Origin of the sequence: Winogradskyella tangerina (assembly GCF_003260205.1) — a bacterium.
GTDB lineage: Bacteria > Bacteroidota > Bacteroidia > Flavobacteriales > Flavobacteriaceae > Winogradskyella > Winogradskyella tangerina.
On sequence record NZ_QERF01000003.1, the window covers coordinates 201628 to 226687 of the forward strand.

Sequence of the window (25060 nt, forward strand, 5' to 3'; positions counted from 1 at the left end):
GGTTTGAAAAATATTCTGAATAATCCTAAATAAAATTTTAATTAGTTCTGAACAGTTATTAACATGTCTTTCATAAGACTATTAACTGGATGTTATTTTCTGTAATTTTGCAGAACAAAATAAATATCTTTTTAACATGACTATATCTATCGGTAACGATCACGCGGGGCCAGAATACAAAGACGCAATTGTAAAACACCTAGAAGCTAAGGGTTATACAGTTACTAATTACGGAACAAATACTTTAGATAGTGTTGATTACCCTGATTTTGTACATCCGGTGGCTAGTGATGTTAATGATGCTAAAGTAGACTGTGGTATTTTAATTTGTGGTAGCGCAAACGGTGTGGCCATGACAGCTAATAAATATCAAAATGTGAGAGCTGGAGTTTGCTGGACGAGCGAAATCACCGAATTAACACGTCAGCATAATAATGCTAATATTATTTGTATACCAGCCAGATTCACATCGATTCCGCAGGCTATTAAAATGGTTGATGTGTTTTTAAATACCGAATTTGAAGGAGGTCGCCATCAACGCCGTGTAGATAAAATTCCTTTATCATGTTAAATGGGTCATTCGCACTCGCATAAACATTCTCATCATCACGATCTTCATGGTCGTAATTTGTTAATATCAATAATTCTCAATATTGCAATAACCGTAGCACAGGTTATTGGAGGTTTAATTTCTGGAAGTTTAGCACTTTTAAGTGACGCATTACACAATTTTAGTGACGTAATATCTCTGATTATAAGTTATGTAGCGAACCGTTTAGTTAAACAAAAAGCTTCACTAAAACGCACTTTTGGTTATAAACGCGCCGAGATTTTAGCGGCTTTTGTAAATGCAGCTACTTTAATGATTATTGCGATTTTTTTAATTATTGAAGCTATTGAACGATTTCAGGATCCTCAAGAGATATCATCAAATCTTGTAATCTGGTTATCAGTAATAGCAATTTTAGGAAACGGATTTAGCGTATTGTTACTTAAGAAAAATGCGGATGATAACATGAATATGAAAAGCGCCTATCTTCATCTCCTTACAGATATGATGGCCAGTGTTGCGGTATTGATCGGTGGTATATTAATGAAGTTCTATCAGATCTGGTGGATCGATAGTGTGTTAACCTTTGCAATTGCGATTTACCTGGTGATTATGGGTTGGAATTTATTAAAAGATTCCTTTAGAGTATTAATGCTTTTTACTCCAGCATCCACTTCGGTAGACGCTATCGTTGAAGATATTCAAGCAATTGATGTGATAAAAAATGTGCACCATGTACATATTTGGCAGCTAAATGAAGACGAAATTCATATGGAAGCACATATTGATTTTCATAAGGATATCACTTTATCAGAATTTGATGTTATTTTGAATCAGATCGAAGAACTTATATTTCATAAGTACGATATCAATCATGTGAATATTCAACCTGAATTTGGTAAATGTGACGCCAAAGATGTTATTGTTCAAGATTAAATAAAAGAATGTTAGAAACGAAGTCAAAATCCTTTAATGAGTTAAATACAACTGAACTTTATGATCTACTTCAGTTACGAAGTGAAGTTTTTGTAGTGGAACAAGATTGCGTTTATCAAGACATAGACGGTAAGGATCAAAAAGCGCTGCATATTTTAGGTTATGTGGATCAAAAGCTCGTTGCCTATACTCGAATTTTCAAACCAGGCGATTATTTTGATGAAGCTAGCATTGGTAGGGTTGTAGTTAAGGAAAATGAGCGTCAGCACCAATATGGTTATGCAATTATGACGGCTTCAATTAATGCTATTAAGACTTATTACAGCCAAGAAAATATCAGAATCTCGGCACAAACCTATCTCACAAAATTTTACAATAATCTGGGATTTAAAGCTGTAGGCGAGGAGTACCTAGAAGATGGTATTCCGCATGTAAATATGATAAAATCTTAGTTTTTCGGCTTTACGATTCGGGTTACAAGTATTTCAACGCGCCGGTCTAATTCAGGTTCGCCTCCCAAAGGAAATTTTCGTCTTTGACCCACAAATTTCATACGATAACGTTTCACACCTTTTTCAGCTAAATAATCGTAAACAGTCTTTGCTCTAGCTAATGATAGATTCCGCTTTTTTGTTTTTCGATCTATAGCATCACGTGTCCCGTGCGTACAGCACACATGCCCTTCAATTGTAAAGTAAATATCGGTACGCTCTACCAAAATTTTAGCAATATCATCTAAAACTACTTTCGATTCTTTAGTGAGATAGCTATAACCTGTTCGGAATAAAATATTCTCTAACTGAATTTTATCTCCTTCTTGAAGCTCGCCTTTAAGTAATTCTTCAGTGCTTTCCTTTGCCGGTGGCTCAACCTTTTCACGTGGCGGATCATAAGGTTGAACAATAATTTCAACTTTTCGATTTAACCCTCGTATTCTGTAAAGGTCATTATCGTTAACCACGTTAAGTAGTATCTCTCCTTTTCCGTCCACATTAGTGATCACAGATTCGTCAAATTCATTGTTTGAAAACACTTCCTTAATAGCATCTGCGCGCTGTTGAGACAACACCATATTATAAGAATCGCTACCTCTATCATCGCAAAATCCGTAGATAGAGATCTTCTCAATATCCATGTTTTCAATTTCTGATAAAAATAAAAGGAGTCGGCTTTCTTCGGTCTCTGGAATTTGGTACTCATCAGTCAAAAAATATACCTGGTGCTTTAGTTCTTTTTGAGCAAAAGCAAACTGAAAAGTAAGGCATATGACAATGAGTAGGGACTTCATTATTGTTGAATTTTCTTATAATTCTGAACAATTCTAGTATTTAAATATAGATAATTTTCTGTTTTTATCTTAAAATACTTGAATATTGTCGCGGATTATTTAGAACGCTAAGTGCTTTTTTAATCTCAGGATTATTTGCGGTATAATAGGTATATAAGCCTTCACTATAAAAATAACGTTTAATAATCTCGTCTGTTAATAACGATTTTAAAAGCACTTTATTACCATCAACAGCATTAGATTTATAGGCCTGAAGTGCAGTAGATAAATTATGATATTCTGAACTCACCACATCTTCTAATTCTTCTTCTGAAGCAATAGCCATTGCTTCACTGAGTGCTCTTTCGGTTTTGGTTTCAAAATTAAATCCAGTGGTTTTTAGATAATTTTTAAACGATTTGAAGTCGCTATCTGAAAGTTGAAAAGTTTTCAAATCCTCAACAGTATTATTGTAATAATAGTCCGTTGCAAAATTAAACACTAAGTTTTCATTCAGAATAGCTCTTGTTATTGGCGTTTGCTTTGAGGTTTCAACCTCTATATCTGGCGCAACACCTCCACCGTCAAAAACAGGTCTACCGTTACGCGTTTTAAATTCGTTATAGTTTTCTTTTTTTACCCTCGTAGCTTTGCCATTTTCGTCACGATTCCAGTAATCTAATGCCTGAATACAACGTCCTGAAGGCGTATAATAACGTGAAATGGTAATCTTCATTTGGGTGCCGTATGTTAGAGGTTTAGGACGCTGCACTAATCCTTTACCAAAACTACGTGCACCAACCACTACAGCTCTATCCATATCCTGAAGCGCACCCGATACGATCTCACTTGCAGAAGCACTTCTGTCATCTATTAAAACAACTAGAGGTATTTCTGTATCGACGGCATCGCGCCTTGTATAATAGGTTTTATTGTACTTTTTTACCTTCGATTTGGTTGTTACTACCAGTTGGTCTTTAGGCACAAAAATATTAGTAACGTTAACTGCTTCATTGAGTAATCCACCTGGATTTCCTCTTAGATCTAAAATAAGCTGTGTTGCTCCTTGATTTTTTAAGGCCCTGAGAGCGCCAAGAGTTTCAGCTGACGCTTTTTCATTGAACTTTCTCAGTACAATGTAACCTGTTTTATCGTCAACCATAGAATAATGAGGAACAGCTTTGATCTCCAGAGATTCGCGCACAATTTTAACAGTATTGGTTTTACCCTGGCGGATGTAGGTGACATTAACTTCAGAACCTGCAGCACCTTGTAGAAGATTTGCAGCATCGTCCTTAAAGTCTGCCACAACCACATTATCCACTTTTATAATTTCATCCCCGGCCTTTAAACCTGCTTTGTCAGCCGCGTAATCTTTGTAAGGCTCAACGATTACTAGTTTATCTTTTAGAGTTAGGACTTTAGCGCCAATTCCGGTGTAATCTCCTGCGTTGTTTATACGCGAAGCTTCAACATCTTGTTCATTGTAAAACTGAGTATAGGGATCGAGATCGTTCAGCATACTTTTAATAGCTGTATCCATCAGATCACCTGGGTTAGTGTCATCAACATAGTTCATGTTGAGTTCTTTGAACAAGGTGGTGAAGATCTCAATTTGCTTTGCAATTTCGAAGAAATCTGTTTTAAATGCTGTGGTACTCATAAAGATGACTACAGCAAGTGCAGGTATAATTAATTTTTTACGTAGATACTTTTTCATGATTTGAAGTTTTATCCAAGAATTTCTCAAACAACTGTTTCATCTTGGTATTAAGCGCGTCAAAAGTCGTTCCATCTTTGCTAAGGTATAAAATCATAAACGCATAAGATGTTGTACTATTGTTAAAGTATGAAGGCTTATTTAAGCGGTACGCCTCTCGTAATAGGCGCTTAATTCTATTTCTTGCAACCGCAGTTTTATGAAGTCGTTTACTCACCGAAACACCAGTTTTTAAGGTAGATCCGTCATTAAAATCTGTTTGAAGATAAATGAGTTTAAGCGGATAAACAGTGACTGATTTACCCTCACTGAAGAGTATTTCAATTTGTTTTTTACTTTTTAGTTTATCCTTTTTACCGTAGTTGAATGGCATCCTTAAAAATTAGTAGTTGGTTTATTTTTTAGTTCGAAGTACAGTTTCTAAATCTACAATTTTCTGTTCTATATTAAACAAACGATCATTGATATCTAAAGGCTCTGGAATTTGTTTTGAAGCATACATCTTTACCTGCCAAAGCTCTTCTAGATCTTCAACATTAATGGTGTAAGTCGGGTAATTACCATTTTGATTATCGCTTTTTAAAATTAGTGTTTGGTTATCGTTTATTTTATTGAAAACACGTTTAAGCACAACGCCTTCAGATTTACTTACTACCACATACACCTCACCATCTTTGATGTCATTAAGCTGTTCAACGTAGATTCCAAAAACTAAATCACCATCAACAAAGGTTTTCAGCATAGAATCACCTTTGACTTCAAAGCAGCGGTAACTATTGTTAGCTAAATAAGGCATATGGAATGAAGGCAAAGATTCAATATATTCAGGATCTCCGTAACCATCTAAGTAACCAGCACGCGCCTGAACAGGTACAAAAACCACATTCTCTTCACCATGATCATTTACAGAAACTACCTTGGGTATTCCCGAATATGTTGGATAATTTCCCTGGTCCGGCCTAAGCATCACTTCACTCTTTCCAAATAAATAATCAGGATTAATATTAAACGTATCAATAATTGCCTTTAAAACGTCGTATCCCGGTTTGGTTTTTTTACGCGAACCATCCTTTTGGAGTCGGCCGTTTACAATACTATCTACCGTTGTACTCGTAACACCAACACGTTTAGAGAACGAAAAATTGTTAAGTTGAAAATGATCGATGATTGCTAATATTTTTTCATCTATCCCCTTCATATTTTGAAAAATTAAAATTAAAACCAAGACGAAGGTTGATCTATCCTTCGCGGTAAATTTAAACATTTGTGGCATTATTATGGAACGCAAACCAAAAGATAAATCGGAACGAATAGACAAAACTTGAAAGCCTTGCCATTACTGGGCTGGCAGAGTACAGGTGATAAATGTCATATTTTAAGCCTATTATTTGGAGTACCTTAGATAGAATAATCAACACCTCGCTTTAATTATGGGACATTTAGAAGTAAAACAACTTAAAAGCCCTAAGGATAAAGCATTGTACATTCATCACCTCATTAGAGATCTTGAGGCTTTAGATATAATGCTTAAAAACGACCTCATTGAGAAGGAACCTATTAGGATTGGTGCAGAACAGGAGTTTTGTGTTACTTCTAACCATTATTTCCCTAATAATAACAATCTTCAGGTTTTAGATGCTATCAACGACGACCATTTTACCACTGAAATAGGTCGTTATAATTTAGAGATCAATTCTGATCCGTTATTACTTAAAGGCCATTGTTTTTCAGAATTACAAAACCAGCTAAAAGCATTACTAGACAAAGCTGAAGAAGGGGCTAGATCACAAAATTCAAAAGTAGTTTTAACAGGTATTTTACCCACACTGAGACTGAAGCATATTGGAGAGAATTATATGACCAATATGCCCAGATATCATGTATTGAATAATGCCCTTAAGGCGTCACGCCGCGAGTGTTTTAGTATCCATATTAAAGGTGTTGACGAGCTCAACCTCATTCACGATAATGTAATGCTCGAAGCATGTAATACCAGTTTTCAGACCCACTTACAAATCCACCCAGATGAGTTTGTAGAAAAGTATAACTGGGCACAGGCTATTGCAGGACCAGTTCTTAGTATCTGTACCAATTCGCCTATAATCTTCGGAAGAGAACTTTGGGCAGAAACACGTATAGCCTTGTTTACACAAAGTATAGATACACGAGCAAATTCGTTTATACATAAAGAGAAGCAATCGCGCGTAAGTTTTGGTGCCGATTGGGAAAAAGGCACCGTTACAGATATTTTTAGAGATCATATATCGCGATTTAGAAGTTTATTAGCTTCCGACGAGCACGATGATAGTTTAGAAAAACTCGAAAACGGAGAAATTCCGAAACTCAGAGCTTTACAACTTCATAACGGAACTGTTTACAAATGGAACCGCGTGTGCTATGGTGTTGGTGGAGGTAAACCGCACTTACGAATTGAGTGTAGATATATTCCATCCGGGCCAACATTAACCGACGAAATTGCCAATATGGTATTTTGGGTGGGGCTAATGCTCGGTCAGCCTGAAACTTATAGAGATATTGATAAGAAAATGGATTTCAAAGATATTAAGAACAATTTCTTTAAGGCTGCTCGAAACGGAATGGAAACGCAGTTTATTTGGAACAACAAATTAATATCTGCACAAGAACTTATTCTGGACGAACTTCTACCCATCGCCAGAAAGGGATTAGAGAAGGCGAAAATCTCGTCAGACGATATTGAAAAATACTTATCGATAATTGAAAGACGAGCCGTTTCAAACAATGGGTCTCAATGGATGGTGGCGAACTACCGAAATCTTCAAAAAAACAAAACCAATTTTGAAGCGCTTCAAAATATAACCGCCTATATGCACAAACATCAACTGGAAGATAAAACAGTAGATCAATGGGATCTTTTTGATCCTGATGAAAATTTAAAGATCGATGTTAGCCGAATAGTGAAACACAATATGAATACTAAGATGTTATTGGTAGATCAAAATGATAGTTTAGAATTAGTAAGCCATATTATGCAATGGAAAAATATTCATCATTTACCGGTGATTAATAAGAAAAAGGAATTGACAGGTTTGCTTACCTGGACAGACTTAATAAAACTAGGGGATAAGGAATTACATCTTCGTGTTAAAGATGTAATGACCAAAGACCTCATTACAATTTCGCAAGAAGAGCCATTAGAGGAGGCCAAACGGCTAATGAAATTTCACAACATCAACTGTCTTCCTGTTGTAAGAAACAAAGAGCTTCTAGGTATTTTAACCTCAAGTGATTTTTAAAACATGCAAATTAGCCTGAGAAACGATACAAAGCACATGAGTGAATCAGACCGAGTTTTTCATCATATTAGAGGAAAAAAGCCTGGCGCAACTATAGTTTTCTTTGCGGGTATTCACGGTAATGAATTTGCGGGTGTTGATGCCCTAAATTCGGTTTTGTCTAACTTAGATGAAGCCAATATTTCTGGTGAGATCATAGGCGTTTATGGTAATATTCAAGCACTAAAGGAAAACCGACGATTTATCGAAAAAGATTTGAATAGATTGTGGACCACTAATCAATTACAAGAACTAAAAAACGAAAAAAATCCAACCCACGAACTTCTAGAACAAAGGGATATTTTCAAATTTATTGAAGGCTTATTAGCTTCAACCGATCGACCGATCTATTTTATTGATTTGCATACCACGTCGAGCCAATCCTTACCGTTTATAACGATTAATGACGCCATGATTAATCGAAAATTTTCTTCGTGTTTTGGGATTCCTGTTGTTTTGGGTATTGAAGAATACCTCGAGGGACCACTCTTAAGTTATTTAAATACCTTAGGTTATGTTTCATTAGGTTTTGAATCTGGTCAGCATATAGACCCGGCAGCCATCAAAAATTGTGAAGCTTTTGTTTTTTTAGCATTATGGCACACAGGAATTTTGAAGCAACCCAATGAAGAGAAAATTCAACATTACGAAAGCCTGTTAAAGTCTGCTACAAAGGATATTAATTCAACCTTTGAAGTAGTTTACAAATACCACATTCAACCTGAAGAAGATTTTAAAATGCTCAACGGATTTGAAAGCTTTCAATATGTAAAAAAGGGGACGCATCTTGCAAATTCTGATGGCAAAGCCATTTATTCTGATTATTCAGCGAAGTTATTTATGCCCTTATATCAGAAAACGGGTAGCGATGGCTTTTTCATTATTAGACATATTCCGAAGTTCTTTTTAAAATTGTCTCAATTTTTAAGACGCATAAAAGCGGATCAACTTTTAACTTATTTACCTGGGATTACCTGGCACAACAAAACCCAAGGTGTCCTGAAGGCCAATCTTAGAGTTGCACGGTTTTTAACGAAGTCGATCTTTCACTTATTTGGTTACCGAAACAAACAGATAGATCAAACACATTTATTGCTTTACAATAGAGAGCGTGTTGCCAGAAAAAAGATGTATAGGAATGAAAAATGGTATTAAAAAAACCCCAGTGTATACTGAGGTTTTTTCTTATTGGTGTTTGGTTATTATTCCAAAGTCAATTTATTATTATCACGTTCAACATCAGCCATCATCTGAGATGCATCAATTTCAACGGATTTTACGGCTTTTTTGGCACTAAACGTATATGTTGGCATTGCCCAAGCCCAATCGCCTACTATAGTTGCTGAGGTTGGTTTTTCTCCACGCATCATTTGTAGTGGAATGTAATAATCCTCTGTTGTACCATCGGTGTAGGTCACAGTAAGATCAATAGGCATTGGCATAAGACCAATTCTTTCAAGTGTAATAGTGTTATTATCAATAGACTTAACACCATAGTCAATGGTATTGGTCGTTTGTGCAAAATCGATCAAGTACCAGTCTAGTTCAAGATTTGTTACGCGTTCAGCAGTGCGAACAACATCCATCGGTTTAGGATGCTTAAATGAAAAGTCAGCAAAGTATTTTTTGATCGTTTTCTTCAAGTTTTCTTCACCAATAACATAACCTAGTTGCGCGATAAAAACCGCACCCTTACTGTAGGCCGCAGCACCGTAAACCTGATTGTATTTATAGCGATCTGCATGAGTGGTTAATGGCTGTTCGTAGCCAGAATTTGCTAGTCCAATATACCCGCGATATGAACCGCTAAGTGGATTTTCTCTTTTGTTTTCGCGCATTTCATTTACCGCCAAACCAGAGATATAGCTTGTAAACCCTTCATCCATCCATTCGTGCTTTGCTTCATTGGTTGCGAGAAGAAATTGAAACCATGTATGTGCCATTTCGTGCGCAGTAACACCTAATAAACTACCGTAATTACGTTTTCCAGTAATTAATGTACACATGGCGTATTCCATACCGCCATCACCACCTTGAATAACTGAATATTGATCATAAGGATATTGGCCAATATTTTCACTAAAAAAGGTCATTAATTCAGCGGTATCTGCTTGCAGTTTTTTCCAGTTTTCAAGATACTGTGGTTCTAAAGTCTTCTTATAATAGAAATGTAGTTTCGGCCCATTTGGCATTTCATAAGTATCATGAATAAAATCAGGATCTGCAGCCCAAGTAAAGTCATGAACTTTTGGTGCCTTAAAATGCATGGTCTTTTTAGTTCCCTTTACTTCAGGCTCACTTTGAAGATATCCTGTTCCACCAACGACGTAGTCTTTGTCTATTGTTAATTTGACATCGAAATCACCCCAAACACCATGAAACTCTCTTCCGATATAAGGGTCTGCGTGCCACCCTTCATCATCATATTCTGCTAATTTTGGATACCACTGCGTCATAGATAGCGCAACACCTTCTTTATTATCCCTTCCTGAACGACGAATCTGAACCGGTACCTGCGCATCAAAGTCCATTTCAAACGTTACTTTTTCACCGGGCTGAATCGGTTGAGCTAATTGAACCTCTAAAACCGTCCCCACAGTTTCGTGAGAAATAACTTTTCCGTTTTGCTTTAAGGACTTCACCTTAATATATCCGATCTCGTTAGGTCTTAGTTTGCTAATGCGGTCCTTAACTCTTGGGTCTGGATCTTGAATAGTACGCGATCTGACATCCATTTCGCTTCCTGGTTGAAACGCGTTGAAGTACAGGTGATAGTACACACGGTTTAAAACATCAGGAGAATTATTAGTATAAACTAGTTTTTGTTTTCCTTTGTATTGAAAGGTATTAACATCCATATCGATCTCCATAGAATAATCGACGTGTTGTTGCCAATAGCCAGGATTTGAATTCAGCACTCCATCCGTGCGACCAGCTTTTTCTGTAGCGCCACAAGAATAGATTATAACTAAACTCAATAGATTTAAGACAATTCGTTTCATGTTATTTAATTTTTGAGGCCATTATCAATGCATTGTAAGCATTGGCTATTTTACCTGATTTTGAAAGATCTGCAAACGGCTTCACATTAGACGCATCACCGCCAACAACAACTTTCGTATTTAGAGGTAAGCCAGAATCTAGAATAACTTGTTTTACCTGAGCTGCAGATAAATCAGGATATTGAGAACGTATTAAAGCTGCTACACCAGCAACACCAGGAGCAGCCATAGACGTACCACCTTTAAAATCATATTCGTTTTCTGGTGTGGTTGAATATACTTCTGAACCAGGCGCAAAAATATCTACATTCTTAATCCCATAGTTTGAGAAGCCAGAAACCATCTTAGAACCATATTTTTGAGTTAAAGAACCAACTCTTATGTATGTGTTCGAAATCTCAACAAAATTTACATTATCGTCTGGGAAATTAGGTTCTACATCAATATCATTACTATCGTTACCAGCCGCATGAACGAAAACCACATCATTATCAGAAGCATACTTAATAGCATCTCTTACCCAAGCAGAATGTGGAGAGAATGATTTCCCGAAACTACCATTAATAACTTTTGCACCGTTATCTACTGCATAGCGAATGGCTAATGCTACATCTTTATCGTACTCATCACCGTTTGGTACAACTCGCAATGCCATAATTTCAACGTTGTTTGCCACACCATTAGCACCTAATCCATTGTTTCTTTCAGCAGCGATAATACCTGCAACATGTGTACCGTGAGCTTCAGATTTTTTAACGTGCTTTACGTTTCCATTTCCATAACCTGTGTCTGACAAATCATTAATATCATCTGAGGTTTTTCTACCAGAAAAATCAATATTAAGATTATAGTTAAGACGCTCATTAACCTGCTCTTGGATGCTTTTAATTTCTTTTACAGCCTCTTGAAGTGTTAAACCGTTAGCTTCAATATTGTTTGCAATTTGAACCGCTTGCTGTACGCTTTGTTCTTGAGATGTAATTTTGTTGACGTCTTCTAATGTATAGTCTTCTTTACCAATTTCTTTTTTTAAAGTTTCATGGGCATTGTTCACTGCTTGACCGATTTGATCGTATTGTGTTTTTCTACCAGACCATTTTTCGTATTCTTCCGCATGAAGTTTTTCAGCTTCGGCATATCTTGGATTTGAAGTGTCTTTATTGGCTAGCATACGCACATACTCTAATTGTTCATCGTAAGCATCTCCTAAAAAGTTCCAGCCGTGAATATCATCAACATAACCATTGTTGTCGTCATCTTTTCCGTTATTAGGCACTTCTTTCTTGTTCGTCCAGATGACGTCGTCTAAATCTTCATGATCGATGTCAATTCCTGAATCGATAACAGCAACAATAACTTTTTTACCTTTTTTACCTTTAATGATCTCTTCATAAGCCCTATCAACAGCCATACCTGGAACTGTATCTCTTTCCAAATCTAAATGACCCCAATTCTTTTTCTCAGCCTCTGTGAGTTCTGTCACCTTAAGTGGTGAAGAGTCGATATTTTCAATGGGAGTTGATATGATTTCAGCCGGACCACCACAACCTAGGAATAGTATAGCTGAAAACAAGTATAAACAGTGTTTAATGTTGATTTTCATAGTATCTACGTTTAAATTTTAATTAAATATTTCGTTACATGTATAAATTTCATTGAGTCGAACCCCTTTTTCTGTATGCTGCACCGTTATGATTTCATGGTGAGCATCATGCTCTAAAAAGAGATAAAAATTTTCATCTGCGGCCATATTCAAAAACACTTCTTTTTCATCGAGCGTTAACAACGGCCTGGTATCATATCCCATAACAAATGGTAATGGCAAATGCCCCATTGTTGGTAAAAGATCTGCCATAAAACAGATAGTTTTTCCTTTGTAATTAATCATAGGGATCATTTGTTTGTCCGTATGACCATTTGCATAGAAAATATCGAAACCCAATTCAGAGTTTTTCAAAATTTTATCTTCTGGAAGTGCCGTAAACTTTAAATGTCCACTTTCTTCCATAGGTAAAATGTTTTCTTTCAAAAATGATGCCTTTTCTCTTCGATTAGGCTCCGTGGCCCATAACCAGTGATCTGCGTTGCTCCAAAAATGCGCATTCTTAAAGGCAGGTTCATATCCCGTTCTGTCTTTATTCCATTGAATACTTCCTCCACAATGATCGAAGTGTAAATGCGTCATAAAAACATCGGTGACATCGTCGCGATGAAACCCATATTTCGCGAGGGACTTATCTATAGAGTCGTCGCCCCAAAGGAAATAATAGCCATAAAACTTATCACTTTGTTTGTTGCCCATACCTGTGTCGATTAGAATTAATCGATCTCCTTCTTCAATGAGCAAACAGCGTGCCGCAATGTCGATCATGTTGTTCTGATCCGCAGGATTGGTGCGCTGCCAGAGCGATTTAGGGACAACCCCAAACATGGCTCCACCATCGAGCTTAAAATTGCCAGCATTTATAGGATATAATTGCATAGGCGCGCAATTTACCAAATTAGCTTGTAATACGTAAAAACCTTTTGATTTAATTAGGATTTTTTGAGTTGTAAAAAAAAACCTATTTTCGAAAGATCGTAAAAACAAAATAATGGTTGAATTAGCTGGAATTATCATTCTTGGAATATTAGCCCAATGGGTTGCTTGGAAATTTAAAATTCCTGCGATTCTGCCTTTAATCCTAATTGGATTATTAGTTGGGCCAATAGCTGCGGAGTTTATCAACGAGGATGGATCAAAGTGGATCGAACCTATATGGAATGGCAAAAAAGGGTTATTTCCGGGTGAAGGTTTGTTTTATTTTGTTTCTCTCGCCATTAGTATTATTCTGTTTGAAGGCGGACTTACCTTGAAACGGAGTGAAATAAGAAATGTCGGTCCGGTTATTACTAAACTTATTACGGTAGGAGCAGCTGTAACTTTCTTTGGCGCCGCCGTAATTGCTCATTATCTCTTTAATTTAAGTTGGGATCTATGCTTTTTATTCTCGGGATTGATCATAGTTACTGGTCCGACCGTAATTACACCAATTCTACGAAACATACCTTTAAAACGCGATGTTTCAACTGTTTTGAAATGGGAGGGAATCCTTATTGATCCTATTGGTGCTTTAGTAGCAGTATTAGTATTTGAGTTTATTTCAGTAGGAGGTGAGGTTGGATTTACTAAAACGGCCTTGATAGAGTTTGGTAAAATTGTTCTCTTCGGAACCACCTTCGGATTTACATTTGCTCATGCATTAGTTTTTGCGATCAACAAAAAATTCATTCCGCATTATTTACTAAACGTCGTATCCTTATCCGTCGTGCTTTTGGTATTTATTGAATCTGAAATCTTTGCGCACGAGTCTGGCCTTTTAGCTGTTGTGGTAATGGGAATGGTAATTGGCAATAGCAAATTAGACAACATCAAAGAACTCCTATACTTTAAGGAATCTCTAAGTGTTTTACTTATTTCAATTCTATTCATTCTTTTAGCAGCCAACATCAACTACCAAGATCTTATGCTGTTATATCGTTGGGAAACACTAGCCCTGTTTTTATTGGTTGTGGTAGTCATTAGGCCTATTGCGGTCTTTGTTAGCGCGCATGGTTCTAAGCTGAAAACAAACGAAAAAATGTTCATCAGTTGGGTAGGGCCAAGAGGTATTGTGGCAGCGGGTATTGCTTCCCTTTTCGGGAGTAAGCTAAGGGCAAGCGGTGTTGAAGGTGCCGAATATATTACTCCTTTGGTATTTATGATCGTTTTAGGAACGGTACTGTTAAATGCAACCACAGCTAGAATCTTTGCGAAGATCTCTGGTGTGTTTTTAACAAAGTCAGAAGGTATTCTGATCATTGGAGCCTCTAGAGTATCACGTCTTGTGGCGCAGTATTTAATAGACAACGGAAGGCATGTGGTGTTGGTGGACAGCAATCAAAATAATGTACAAGAAGCTGAGAGTATGGGAATAGAAGCTCATACCGAAAACATCTATTCAGACACGCTTAAAGACAATGTAGAGTTTAGTGATATTGGCTATCTATTAGCCTTAACAGGAAATGCAGACATCAACCGTTATGCCGTAGAAAAATTCGGCGCTCAGTTTGGTGAAAATGGTTCGTTCAGGCTAGCATCAAAAGCTGAATTAGAAAATGGGTCTATTTCTCCTGAGGATGGTGTGTTCACACTTTCAGATGATTTTAATAATCTCATGGAGGTTTCTGAGACCTATCCAAACATTCATGAAGCGCAGGTGAAAGATTTGGAATCTTACAACGCTTTGTTAGAATCGATCAAAGCCGATAAGGACCAAGTTCCGCTATTCCTTAAAACCAGTAAAGACGTTATTCATATTATACCGTCTCTAGATGATGACGTTGAAAAAGAGATCGACTCTAAAAGTAAGCTCGTATTTTTAGGAAAGGCGTTGGGTTAATCATTCAACTTAAGAACCGCCATAAACGCTTGCTGTGGTATTTCAACATTACCCACTTGTCGCATACGTTTCTTACCTTTTTTCTGCTTCTCTAAAAGTTTTCGTTTACGAGAAATATCACCACCATAACATTTAGCCGTTACATCCTTACGAAGTGCTTTAATTGTTTCTCGGGCAATAATTTTTGCGCCGATTGCCGCTTGTACTGGGATATCGAACTGTTGCCTCGGGATGAGCTCTTTCAGTTTTTCAGTCATTTTTTTACCGATCGTATAGGCGTTATCAGCATGAACCAAGGCCGAAAGGGCATCAACAGTCTGACTGTTAAGTAAGATATCTACACGTACTAATTTAGAGGCGCGCATTCCAATAGGTGAATAGTCAAAAGACGCATAACCTTTTGAAACTGTTTTCAAACGGTCATAGAAATCAAATACAATTTCGGCCAAAGGCATGTCAAAACTCAATTCTACACGCTCGGTAGTTAAGTAAGTTTGATTAGTAATTTGCCCACGTTTTTCGATACATAAACTCATTACTGGTCCAACAAAATCTGACTTGGTAATGATCGTAGCCTTAATATAAGGTTCTTCAACACGGTTTAAGGTTGAAGGTTCAGGTAAGTCTGAAGGATTATTTACAATGACAATTTCGTCTGGATTTTTATTAGTGAACGCATAGTAGCTTACGTTTGGTACCGTAGTGATCACTGTCATATCGAACTCACGCTCTAGGCGTTCTTGGATGATCTCTAAATGTAACATTCCTAAGAATCCACATCGGAAACCAAAACCTAAAGCCGCTGAACTTTCAGGCTGAAAGACCAATGAAGCATCATTGAGCTGAAGCTTTTCCATTGACGCCCTAAGTTCTTCGTAGTCTTCAGTATCTACAGGATAAATACCCGCAAAGACCATCGGTTTAACGTCTTCAAACCCTTCAATTGCATTGGTAGTTGGAGTTTTGGCGTCAGTAATGGTGTCACCAACTTTAACTTCACGAGCATCTTTAATACCAGTAATTAGATAACCAACATCGCCAGCTTTTATTTCTTGCTTTGGAACCTGTTTCAGCTTTAAAGTACCGACTTCGTCCGCAAAATAATTTTTACCTGTATTAATAAATTTTATATTCTGTCCCTTTTTAATAGAACCATTGATCACTCTAAAATAAGTTTCAACACCTCTGAATGGGTTATAAACAGAATCAAATATTAAAGCTTGAAGGGGTTCGTCGGGGTTACCTTCAGGAGCCGGAACACGCTCAATAATTGCGGCCAAAATATCTTCAACACCTAGGCCTGTTTTACCACTCGCAGGAATAACCTCTTCAGGATCGCAACCTAAGAGATCCACAATGTCGTCCGTAACTTCTTCAGGATTGGCACTAGGTAAATCTATTTTGTTCAATACCGGAATAATTTCCAGATCATTCTCTAGAGCCAAATAAAGATTAGAAATGGTTTGTGCCTGAATACTCTGAGCGGCATCTACTATTAATAAAGCACCTTCACAGGCAGCAATAGATCGAGACACCTCGTACGAGAAATCTACGTGGCCAGGTGTATCAATGAGGTTAAAGATGTAGTCTTCTCCCTTGTATTTATATTCCATTTGGATAGCGTGAGACTTTATGGTAATTCCCCTTTCGCGCTCCAAATCCATATTATCAAGTAACTGATCTTGCTTTTCTCTATCTGTAACCGAACCTGTAAAGTCGAGTAAACGATCAGCCAGCGTACTTTTGCCGTGATCTATGTGTGCGATTATACAAAAATTGCGAATGTTCTTCATTTATCTTTTTCTAAGCCAAGAATTTGGGTGCAAATATAATTTATTTCTTAGGCATTAAGGCACTAAATGCTATATTTAAACTTCGATAAACTGCGGTAAAACCATAGGATAAAATAAAAAACTATCTTTATATTGCAATTCAAACCTAACTAATGATTGCTCACTTACGTTCTTGCATCAGTATCTTACTGCTTGTGTTGAGCCTAAATACTTTTGCTCAGGATTATTCAATTTCCGGAAAAGTAGTTGACGCTGATAATCAGCCATTGTCATTAGTTAATGTTATTCTTACTAAATCAGCATCTGATGATTTAAAAGTTTCAAGCGGGTTTCATTATATAGAAGGCACGGCAACAAATGATGACGGAACATTCAAGTTTGAGGGTTTGGGAGCTGGTACTTATGTGGTTCGGGTTTCGTTTATTGGTTTTGAAACCTTCAGCCAAACCATCGTACTTACGGGTAAGCTCGATCTAAAAACTATTCAGCTATTTGAAGATTCTGAAAGCCTTGATGAAGTTACCATTATTTCAAAAAAGCCTACTGTAACTCGTAAGCCAGATCGTTTAATATTTAATGTTGAAAACACGGCGCTGTCTGAAGGCAGTACTTTGGGTGTTTTAAAAAGTACACCAGGAGTTTTTGTTAGTGAAGGAAGTATAAATATAAAAAGCGCTTCAGCTACTGTTTATATCAATAATCGTAGAGTTCAATTAACTTCCGAGGAATTAATTCAACTTTTAGAAAGTGCGCCCGCCAACTCCATTAAATCTGTAGAGGTTATCACTAATCCTCCTGCGAGCTACGAGGCCGACAGCGGACCAATCGTGAATATAATAATGAGTAAAAACCTAATTACAGGCTACAGAGGAAGTGTATTGTCTAGCTACACTCAAGGGGTTTTTCCGAGATACAACGCGGGTACAAGCCATTACTTTAAGAACAACAAGATTAACCTCAATCTTAATTATAGTTATAATAACAAGAAAATTAACAGAGGTCAGGACGAGACCTATAATTTTTTAGACGACACCAACGCCGTTGAAGAAATATGGCGTTCTGATATTAACAGAAACACATGGTCTGAAACACATAATCTCAACCTAAATTTCGATTATTATATTGACGACAGAAATACCTTAAGCATTACCAGTACGGCACTTTACATGCCGTATTTTAAGTATCGCATAAAGAATCAGACCAATATTTTTGACCCCGAAAATAATTTTTTATCAAGCTTTAGTGCCGACAATTTATCTCGAGACCAAAAGTATAATGTAGGTACGGATTTAATTTTTAAGCACGAGTTTGAAAATAGTTCTAGCCTTACGTTTGACGCCCATTATACCACTTTTGAATACGAACGTAATCAGGGCGTTTTTCAAGATGATTTATTTGAAGAAGATTCAGAATTCAACACCCTAGCAAATCAAGACACACAGATTATCACTGGGCAGGTTGACTATAATTTACCAATAGACGAAACTTCTACATTTGATGCTGGGGTGAAGTTTTCCAACGTTGTTACCGAAAGCGATATTACACGTACCGATATTGTAAATGGTATGGAAGTACCAAACCCGCAAAACACTGACGCCTTTAAATATGATGAAAATGTATTTGCCGCCTATACTAACTACAGTACATCCTGGGATAAATGGGAATTAAATATTGGTTTAAGAGCAGAGCAAACTAATATTGAGGGCGAATCAGCCTCATTAAATGAGACCAATACACAAGATTATCTTAATTGGTTTCCAAACGTAAGTTTACTGCGTCACTTATCCGATGACGTTAATGTTTATAGCAGCTACAAGCGCAGTATTAGCAGACCAAGTTACACGAACTTAAATCCGTTTACATTTTTTATAAACGAAAACACTGTTGTGCTTGGTAACCCCAACTTAGTGCCAACCTATAGAGATCATTATAAAATTGGGGTTAACTTTTTAAAATATTTTACTGTTGAAGCCTATTATATGAACTACGACGGCGATATTGTAGAGTTACCAAGACAAAACAATGAGACTAATGTTGTTGCTTTCACACCAGTTAACCTTGATAAGAAAGTAGATTACGGGTTTGATTTTTTGTTTGATTATTATGGAGCTAGCAATTGGAACATTTCATTTGTTACCTCTGTTTTTAATATTTCTGAGGAAACTGATTTCGGGGAAGGATTTGTAAGTCAAAATATTTGGTCTAATTACAGTGAGTTAACGGGAGGCGTATCGTTATTAAAGGACGGAAGCCTTAATATTAACTTGTCTTTGGTTTGGCTTGGCAAGAATTTGCAACAATTTCAAACTATTGAAAATAGACTATTCTCAGAGCTTAGCATATCTAAATCTGTTTTCAACAAAAGAGGTGTCATTTCTATTGGCATTGAAGACCTATTCAATCTGCAAGATTACGAAGCGACTATTAATTATTTAAATCAATCGAACAATAGATTTAACGATATTGATAATAGATTCGTAAGAATAGGGTTCCGCTATAACTTTGGTAACACTAAGCTTAATACTAACGAACGCGAAACCGACGTCGAAGAACGCGATCGTTTAAAGGACCTTAACTAATCTTGCCACTCTGCAATAAAAAGATTAGTATCTCTAGTGCCGCCGTTATTTCGGTTTGAAGAAAACACTAGATATTTCCCATCATTTGAAAATACAGGAAAGGCTTCAAAAGTTTTACCATGTGTCACTCTTCTTACATTCTTACCATCGATATCGATCATGTAAAGGTTGAATGGAAAACCGAGATCGCTTTCAAAATTTGAGGAAAATAAAACCTTTTCACCGCTAGGATGAAAAAACGGACTCCAATTGGCGTTACCTAAAAATGTAAGCTGACGTAAATCAGAACCATCAGCGTTGCAAATAAACAGTTCCATATCGCTAGGCTCTACCAACCCTTGAGCTAGTAAATCCTTGTATTCTTTTTTCTCTTTCTCTGTTTTTGGGCGTGATGCTCTAAAAATAAGTTTGGTACCATCAGGTGAGAAAAAAGCGCCGCCATCGTAACCTAATTCATCTGTAATCTGCTTCACGTCTGAACCATCAATATTCATAGTATACAATTCAAGGTCGCCACTACGAGTTGAGGTGAATACAATTTTATCGCCTTTTGGAGAAACAGTTGGTTCCGCATCGTACCCTGGTTCGTTGGTTAATTGCTTCACAATATTACCTTCAAGATCGGCTACAAAAATGTCGTAGCTGTCATAAATAGGCCAGATGTATTTTCCATTTTCTTTAGTTGGCACATCAGGGCAATTTTCACCTCCGAGATGTGTTGATGCATATATAATATGTTTGTTATCTGGTAAAAAGTAAGAACACGTTGTTCTTCCCATTCCGGTACTTAACATTGGAGGAGCAATACTATCCGATAGAGTTTCATTAGCATCCATCAAAAACATTTGGTCACATTCTACACCCCATTTCGTGTGGTTAGATTGAAACACTAATTGTTTGTCGTCAAAACTCCAATAGGCCTCTGCGTTATCACCACCAAAGGTCACTTGACGTAATGATTTAAAGTTTTTTTCTTCAGGAAATATTAGTGGGTCTTGATCTTGAGATTCCTCGATTTGGGTTTCAGAAGTGTCTTCTGAGGTCTTAGGTGTTTCCTTTTTGCAAGACGAAAATGAAATTAATAAAACAAGAATAAAGGCTAATTTCTTCATGTTAAAGGGTATAATAAGTGGCTATTTATGCCTAATTTTGCGCAAAAATAAGACATACTGATGAAAAAAATAGTGTTTTTATTGCTTTTAGCCGGACTCTTTTCCTGCAAGAAAGAACTTAAGGTTTCTGAGAATAAGATAAAAGAAGATGTTGCCTATTTGGCTGATGATAAATTAGAAGGTCGCCAAACCGGAACCGACGGTGAGGTGAAGGCTTCAAACTATATTTCTGAGCGTTTTAAGGAAATTGGTTTAGAGCCAAAAGGAACAGATGCTTTTTTACAGGCATTTTCGTTTAAACCAAAAACAGACCCGCATAAAGAGGTTGAGTTTACAAAAAACACAGATAGCACAATTACCGGTCACAATGTTATCGGATTTTTAGATAACGGTGCAGAAACAACCATTGTTATAGGTGCGCATTACGATCATTTGGGCTATGGCGGTGAAGGTTCATTATATCGTGGTGAAGAAAAAGCCGTTCATAACGGAGCCGACGATAATGCTAGTGGTGTAGCGGTAATGCTTAATTTGGCGAGCCGATTAAAAATGAAAAGCGACACTACCGAAGTTAAGGATAATAACAACTATATGTTTTTGGCGTTTTCAGGTGAAGAAATGGGTTTATTGGGATCTAATTATTTTTCTAAAAATCCCACAATTGATTCCAAATCAATAAACTATATGATCAATATGGATATGGTAGGTCGCTTAAAAGCTGACAGCACATTGGCGGTTTACGGCACCGGAACATCGCCTTTGTTCAGGCAAACCATTAAATCTAATAATGAAAAATTCAAACTGGTAGAAAATGAAAGTGGCGTAGGTCCAAGTGATCATACCTCTTTCTATCTTATCGATGTACCAGTTTTACACTTTTTTACGGGTCAGCATGAAGACTATCACAAACCTAGTGATGATGCCGATAAACTGAATTACGACGGAATGAATCTCATTTCAGATTATATTTTTGATATCATTAATGACCTGAATGATAATGGCGAGCTAGCATTTAGAACAACTAAGAATGAAAGTGAAGAAACTCCTCGATTTAAAGTTGGTCTAGGCGTTGTACCAGACTATTTGTTCGATGGAGAAGGCATGCGTATTGACGGTACGCGTGAAGACACACCAGCATTTAATGCGGGCCTACAAAAAGGCGATGTTGTAGTGAAACTTGGTGATAGCCTTGTCACAGATATGATGAGCTATATGAGAGCATTATCCGTTTTTGATAAAGGTGATGAAGCCGCTATAACGGTGGTGCGAGGTGACAAGAAAATTGACACCAAGGTGAAGTTTTAAGCTTTTAGCTACACATACAAAATCTTTCAAGTTGAAAGTTTAAAATAGGTCTATATAGCATGAAATTATCTCCCGCAGCAGTAATTACCAAGATTCATTTGGTCATTTCGATCTGCGTTGTTATTCCAGCTGCTATTATTTATGGCTTCGACTTTGGTGATTTTTTAAATCTGAATTTCAACACCATTGACGAGCAGAATTTTTCTAAAGCCGTAATGTGTCTTTACATCGGATTTTCGATTCTCTGGATCTTAGGAATTTTGAAATCCGCCTACTTGAAATCCGCCTTAATTTCAAATATGGTCTTTATGCTTGCCCTATCCTTTGGAAGAATTTTGAGCATCATTATTGACGGGCTTCCTTCCGAAGCCTATATCTACGGAACTTTTGGGGAGTTGGTACTTGGTAGCTATGGTGTTTGGCTTCTGAATAGTAAATACCTGAAAAAGTCTTAGCTTTGCATCAAAAATTTTGGCTTGGTTAAAATAGACAACATAGAATTAGGAGAATTTCCGTTGTTGCTAGCTCCTATGGAAGACGTTAGCGATCCGCCGTTCCGTGCGCTTTGTAAAGAGCAAGGGGCTGATGTGGTCTATACGGAGTTTGTGTCTAGCGAAGGCCTTATTCGTAATGCCGCCAAAAGCGTTATGAAGCTCGATATTTATGAAAAAGAACGTCCTGTTGGTATTCAGATCTTTGGTGCCAATATGGACAGCATGCTTCAAACGATAGACATCGTTGAGCGTTCTAACCCAGACATTATTGACATTAATTTCGGCTGCCCTGTAAAGAAAGTGGTGTCTAAAGGCGCAGGTGCAGGTATTTTGAAAGACGTTTGTCTGATGGAAAAGCTAACGGCCGAAATGGTTAAACGCACCAATTTACCAGTAACCGTTAAAACCAGGTTAGGCTGGGATCACGACTCTATAAAGATTGTTGAGGTGGCTGAAAGACTTCAGGATGTTGGGATTAAATCGATAGCTATTCACGGCAGAACCAGAGCGCAGATGTATAAAGGCAATGCCGATTGGAAGCCAATTGCCGAGGTGAAAAACAATCCAAGAATGCACATTCCTGTGTTCGGAAATGGTGATGTAAATACCCCAGAACGCGCGGCTGAAATGCGCGATAGTTATGGTCTCGATGGTGCGATGATTGGAAGAGCATCTATCGGAAATCCATGGTTTTTCAAGCAGGTAAAACACTATTTTAAAACAGGTGAGCATTTACCGCCAATTTCAATGCCAGAGCGCGTTGAAGCTGCAAGGCGCCATTTGCAAATGTCTATCGATTGGAAAGGGGAGAAGCTTGGTGTTTTTGAAACCAGAAGACATTACACCAATTACTTTAAAGGTATTCCAAACTTCAAGGAATACAGAATGAAAATGGTAACCAGTGACGATTCAAAAGACGTCTTCGATACTTTCGATGAGGTGTTAGAGAAGTTTGCTGATTATCAATTCGCTTAAGTCTGAATTAATTTTTTCGTTATACGTTGTGAAGCAATTCGCGAAGCAATGATGCCTAAAGCAAAAATTGTGGCTAGAACCAATACTATATTGAAAGCCTTTAAGCGCACCGGATAAGCCAATTCGGGAGTGAGCATAACGAGTTCAAAACTTTGTTGCAAGTAAACAATTAGAAGACCAAGAGTAACACCAATTACACCACTTACCATGGTCATTAAGCTACCTTGCCAAAAGAAAATCGACTTTATGGTTTTTGGCTCTGTTCCTAAATTGAAAAGGGTATTCAATGATTTCTTTTTATCGAGAATCATCATAATAATTGCGCCAATAACATTAAACAAAGCAATGATGATCACAAGGGTGAAAATTAAATAAATGGCTAGGTTTTCGGTATTTAGCATTTTGAACAAGGCATCATTAAGTTGTTCCCTGTTTTTAATATCAAACTGAAAATTAAAAGCCGCATTAATAGCCTCTCTTACTTGGTCTTCATCAGCATCGGGGTTGAGCTTTAATTCTAAGGCACTAATTTGATCGGTCTTGTAATTTAGCAGTTGTTTGGCTAAAGTAATATCTGAAAACACATATTCAGAATTTAGTTCTTCATTAATATCGAAGAGCCCTACATTATTCACAAATACTGAATTATAAGCGCTACTGACTGAACTTATTTGGCCCTTACCTGGTTTCGGAACATATAGTGAAAGCGACTTTCTGAAATCGAGAATTCCAAAAGACAGATTGTTTGAAATTCCCCAACCCGACACCACGTCATTACTTTCAGGCGAGAGCCAACCACCTTTAGTCACCATCGAATCTATGTTGGTGACATTCAAAAAGTTGGCGTCAACACCTTTTAAAGTGGCTAAAAGGTTTTTGTTTTCAGACTTAATTATGATACGCTCCTCAATAATTTCAGAATAAGAAGCAATACCAGCAATCTCATTTAGTTTTGACTTATCATCCTCCGAAAAGACAAAAGATTTTCCGGTAGTTGGTAATAATTTCAGATCAGGATCAACGAACGATGAGAATTGAAGGCTGTAATCTTTAAGTCCGGCAAAAACAGACAATACAATAAAGAGTGCTGCCGATGCAATTATAACACCTCCCGAAGCAATTAGAGTCATAATATTTATAGCATTACTACTGCTTTTAGAAAACAGGTAACGTTTTGCTATATAGAGTGGAAAATTCACTTAAGATTTTTTGCGCTTGTCTAGAAGGTCTGTATCGTCTAGCGGGTTTTCTTCCCCCTTGAGTGAACGCTCAATGCCATCGATATATTCTAGGGAATCGTCAATAAAAAACTCGAGTTGAGGCATGCGTCGCAATTGATGACGTGTGCGTTGCGCAAGCTCGTGTCTTATTAGTGGGGTATTAGACCTAATACCATCAATTAATTCTTGAGCCTTATTATTTGGGAAAATGCTTAGATATACTTTGGCAATAGATAGATCAACAGTAACATTTACTTTAGAAACAGAAATGATTACACCCTTTAATCCACCTGAAGACGCTGCGTGTTGCAACACCTCTGCCAGATCTTGTTGAATTATCCCCGCTATTTTTTTCTGTCTATTACTCTCCAT

The 25060-nt window shown here is 37.2% G+C and carries 21 protein-coding genes; 10 read left to right on the plus strand and 11 right to left on the minus strand.

Going from position 1 to position 25060, the window contains the following annotated elements; genetic code table 11:
- Window positions 1–136: 136 nt before the first annotated feature.
- Genes rpiB through DDY94_RS06440 form a run of 3 tightly spaced genes read left to right on the plus strand, consistent with a single transcriptional unit; the run spans window position 137 to window position 1938 of the window.
- Window positions 137–571, plus strand: a complete 435-nt coding sequence (gene rpiB / locus DDY94_RS06430; protein WP_111683228.1) for a ribose 5-phosphate isomerase B — start codon at window positions 137–139, stop codon at window positions 569–571.
- Window positions 572–1486, plus strand: coding sequence for a cation diffusion facilitator family transporter (locus DDY94_RS06435; protein WP_111683229.1), 915 nt, complete (start codon window positions 572–574; stop codon window positions 1484–1486).
- A gap of 8 nt (window positions 1487–1494) precedes the next feature.
- Window positions 1495–1938, plus strand: a complete 444-nt coding sequence (locus tag DDY94_RS06440; protein ID WP_111683230.1) for a GNAT family N-acetyltransferase — start codon at window positions 1495–1497, stop codon at window positions 1936–1938.
- Here the strand turns inward: DDY94_RS06440 and DDY94_RS06445 are convergent.
- From DDY94_RS06445 to DDY94_RS06460, 4 genes are all read right to left on the minus strand, one after another.
- A complete protein-coding gene (locus DDY94_RS06445; RefSeq protein ID WP_111683231.1) occupies window positions 1935–2774 on the minus strand; it encodes an OmpA family protein in 840 nt (279 codons plus the stop codon). The genes DDY94_RS06440 and DDY94_RS06445 overlap by 4 nt on opposite strands.
- Window positions 2775–2838: 64 nt before the next feature.
- Window positions 2839–4473 (minus strand): S41 family peptidase, encoded by a 1635-nt coding sequence (locus tag DDY94_RS06450; protein WP_111683232.1) that lies wholly within the window; start codon window positions 4471–4473, stop codon window positions 2839–2841.
- Window positions 4454–4846, minus strand: a complete 393-nt coding sequence (gene rnpA, locus DDY94_RS06455; RefSeq protein ID WP_111683233.1) for a ribonuclease P protein component — start codon at window positions 4844–4846, stop codon at window positions 4454–4456. Before rnpA ends, DDY94_RS06450 begins: the two co-directional genes overlap by 20 nt.
- A 21-nt stretch (window positions 4847–4867) precedes the next feature.
- Complete coding sequence (locus DDY94_RS06460) at window positions 4868–5671, minus strand: LexA family transcriptional regulator (protein ID WP_111683374.1); 804 nt, start codon at window positions 5669–5671, stop codon at window positions 4868–4870.
- A 232-nt stretch (window positions 5672–5903) separates the two neighbouring features.
- Between DDY94_RS06460 and DDY94_RS06465 the strand changes: the two genes are divergently transcribed.
- Both DDY94_RS06465 and DDY94_RS06470 read left to right on the plus strand, forming a co-directional pair.
- The gene (locus DDY94_RS06465; RefSeq protein ID WP_111683234.1) at window positions 5904–7748 is read left to right on the plus strand and encodes a CBS domain-containing protein; all 1845 of its coding nucleotides are present in this window, start codon (window positions 5904–5906) and stop codon (window positions 7746–7748) included.
- Between the two features lie 3 nt (window positions 7749–7751).
- Window positions 7752–8942, plus strand: a complete 1191-nt coding sequence (locus tag DDY94_RS06470) for a succinylglutamate desuccinylase/aspartoacylase family protein (protein WP_111683235.1) — start codon at window positions 7752–7754, stop codon at window positions 8940–8942.
- A 47-nt stretch (window positions 8943–8989) separates the two neighbouring features.
- Here DDY94_RS06470 and DDY94_RS06475 read toward each other — a convergent pair whose 3' ends face one another.
- Genes DDY94_RS06475 through DDY94_RS06485 form a run of 3 tightly spaced genes read right to left on the minus strand, consistent with a single transcriptional unit; the run spans window position 8990 to window position 13271 of the window.
- On the minus strand, window positions 8990–10789 hold the full coding sequence (locus tag DDY94_RS06475) for a M1 family metallopeptidase (protein WP_111683236.1): 1800 nt from the start codon (window positions 10787–10789) through the stop codon (window positions 8990–8992).
- 1 nt (window position 10790) lies between these two features.
- Window positions 10791–12392 (minus strand): S8 family peptidase, encoded by a 1602-nt coding sequence (locus tag DDY94_RS06480; protein ID WP_111683237.1) that lies wholly within the window; start codon window positions 12390–12392, stop codon window positions 10791–10793.
- Between the two features lie 18 nt (window positions 12393–12410).
- The gene (locus tag DDY94_RS06485) at window positions 12411–13271 is read right to left on the minus strand and encodes an MBL fold metallo-hydrolase (RefSeq protein WP_111683375.1); all 861 of its coding nucleotides are present in this window, start codon (window positions 13269–13271) and stop codon (window positions 12411–12413) included.
- Window positions 13272–13383: 112 nt separating this feature from the next.
- Between DDY94_RS06485 and DDY94_RS06490 the strand changes: the two genes are divergently transcribed.
- Window positions 13384–15210 carry a cation:proton antiporter gene (locus DDY94_RS06490; RefSeq protein WP_111683238.1) on the plus strand — a complete coding sequence of 609 codons (1827 nt, stop codon included), beginning with the start codon at window positions 13384–13386 and terminating at the stop codon, window positions 15208–15210.
- Here DDY94_RS06490 and lepA read toward each other — a convergent pair.
- Window positions 15207–17003, minus strand: coding sequence for a translation elongation factor 4 (lepA, locus tag DDY94_RS06495; protein WP_111683239.1), 1797 nt, complete (start codon window positions 17001–17003; stop codon window positions 15207–15209). The genes DDY94_RS06490 and lepA overlap by 4 nt on opposite strands.
- Before the next feature lie 152 nt (window positions 17004–17155).
- On the opposite strand from lepA, the gene DDY94_RS06500 reads away from it, so the two are divergent.
- The gene (locus DDY94_RS06500; RefSeq protein ID WP_111683240.1) at window positions 17156–19582 is read left to right on the plus strand and encodes a TonB-dependent receptor domain-containing protein; all 2427 of its coding nucleotides are present in this window, start codon (window positions 17156–17158) and stop codon (window positions 19580–19582) included.
- On the opposite strand, the gene DDY94_RS06505 is transcribed toward DDY94_RS06500, so the two are convergent.
- On the minus strand, window positions 19579–20694 hold the full coding sequence (locus DDY94_RS06505) for a TolB family protein (RefSeq protein ID WP_111683241.1): 1116 nt from the start codon (window positions 20692–20694) through the stop codon (window positions 19579–19581). The two genes, DDY94_RS06500 and DDY94_RS06505, sit on opposite strands and share 4 nt — an antisense overlap.
- 60 nt (window positions 20695–20754) lie before the next feature.
- Here DDY94_RS06505 and DDY94_RS06510 point away from each other — a divergent pair, with 60 nt between their 5' ends.
- From DDY94_RS06510 to dusB, 3 genes are read left to right on the plus strand one after another with little or no spacing between them, the layout of a single operon-like run.
- A complete protein-coding gene (locus tag DDY94_RS06510; RefSeq protein ID WP_111683242.1) occupies window positions 20755–21999 on the plus strand; it encodes a M28 family peptidase in 1245 nt (414 codons plus the stop codon).
- Between the two features lie 59 nt (window positions 22000–22058).
- Window positions 22059–22454, plus strand: coding sequence for a DUF4345 domain-containing protein (locus tag DDY94_RS06515; RefSeq protein ID WP_111683243.1), 396 nt, complete (start codon window positions 22059–22061; stop codon window positions 22452–22454).
- A 21-nt stretch (window positions 22455–22475) separates the two neighbouring features.
- Window positions 22476–23468 carry a tRNA dihydrouridine synthase DusB gene (dusB, locus tag DDY94_RS06520; protein WP_111683244.1) on the plus strand — a complete coding sequence of 331 codons (993 nt, stop codon included), beginning with the start codon at window positions 22476–22478 and terminating at the stop codon, window positions 23466–23468.
- Here dusB and DDY94_RS06525 read toward each other — a convergent pair.
- Window positions 23465–24667: an ABC transporter permease gene (locus tag DDY94_RS06525; RefSeq protein ID WP_111683245.1), complete on the minus strand. Its 1203-nt coding sequence runs from the start codon at window positions 24665–24667 to the stop codon at window positions 23465–23467. The two genes, dusB and DDY94_RS06525, sit on opposite strands and share 4 nt — an antisense overlap.
- On the minus strand, window positions 24668–25060 hold the full coding sequence (rbfA, locus tag DDY94_RS06530) for a 30S ribosome-binding factor RbfA (protein WP_111683246.1): 393 nt from the start codon (window positions 25058–25060) through the stop codon (window positions 24668–24670). It lies immediately after the preceding gene.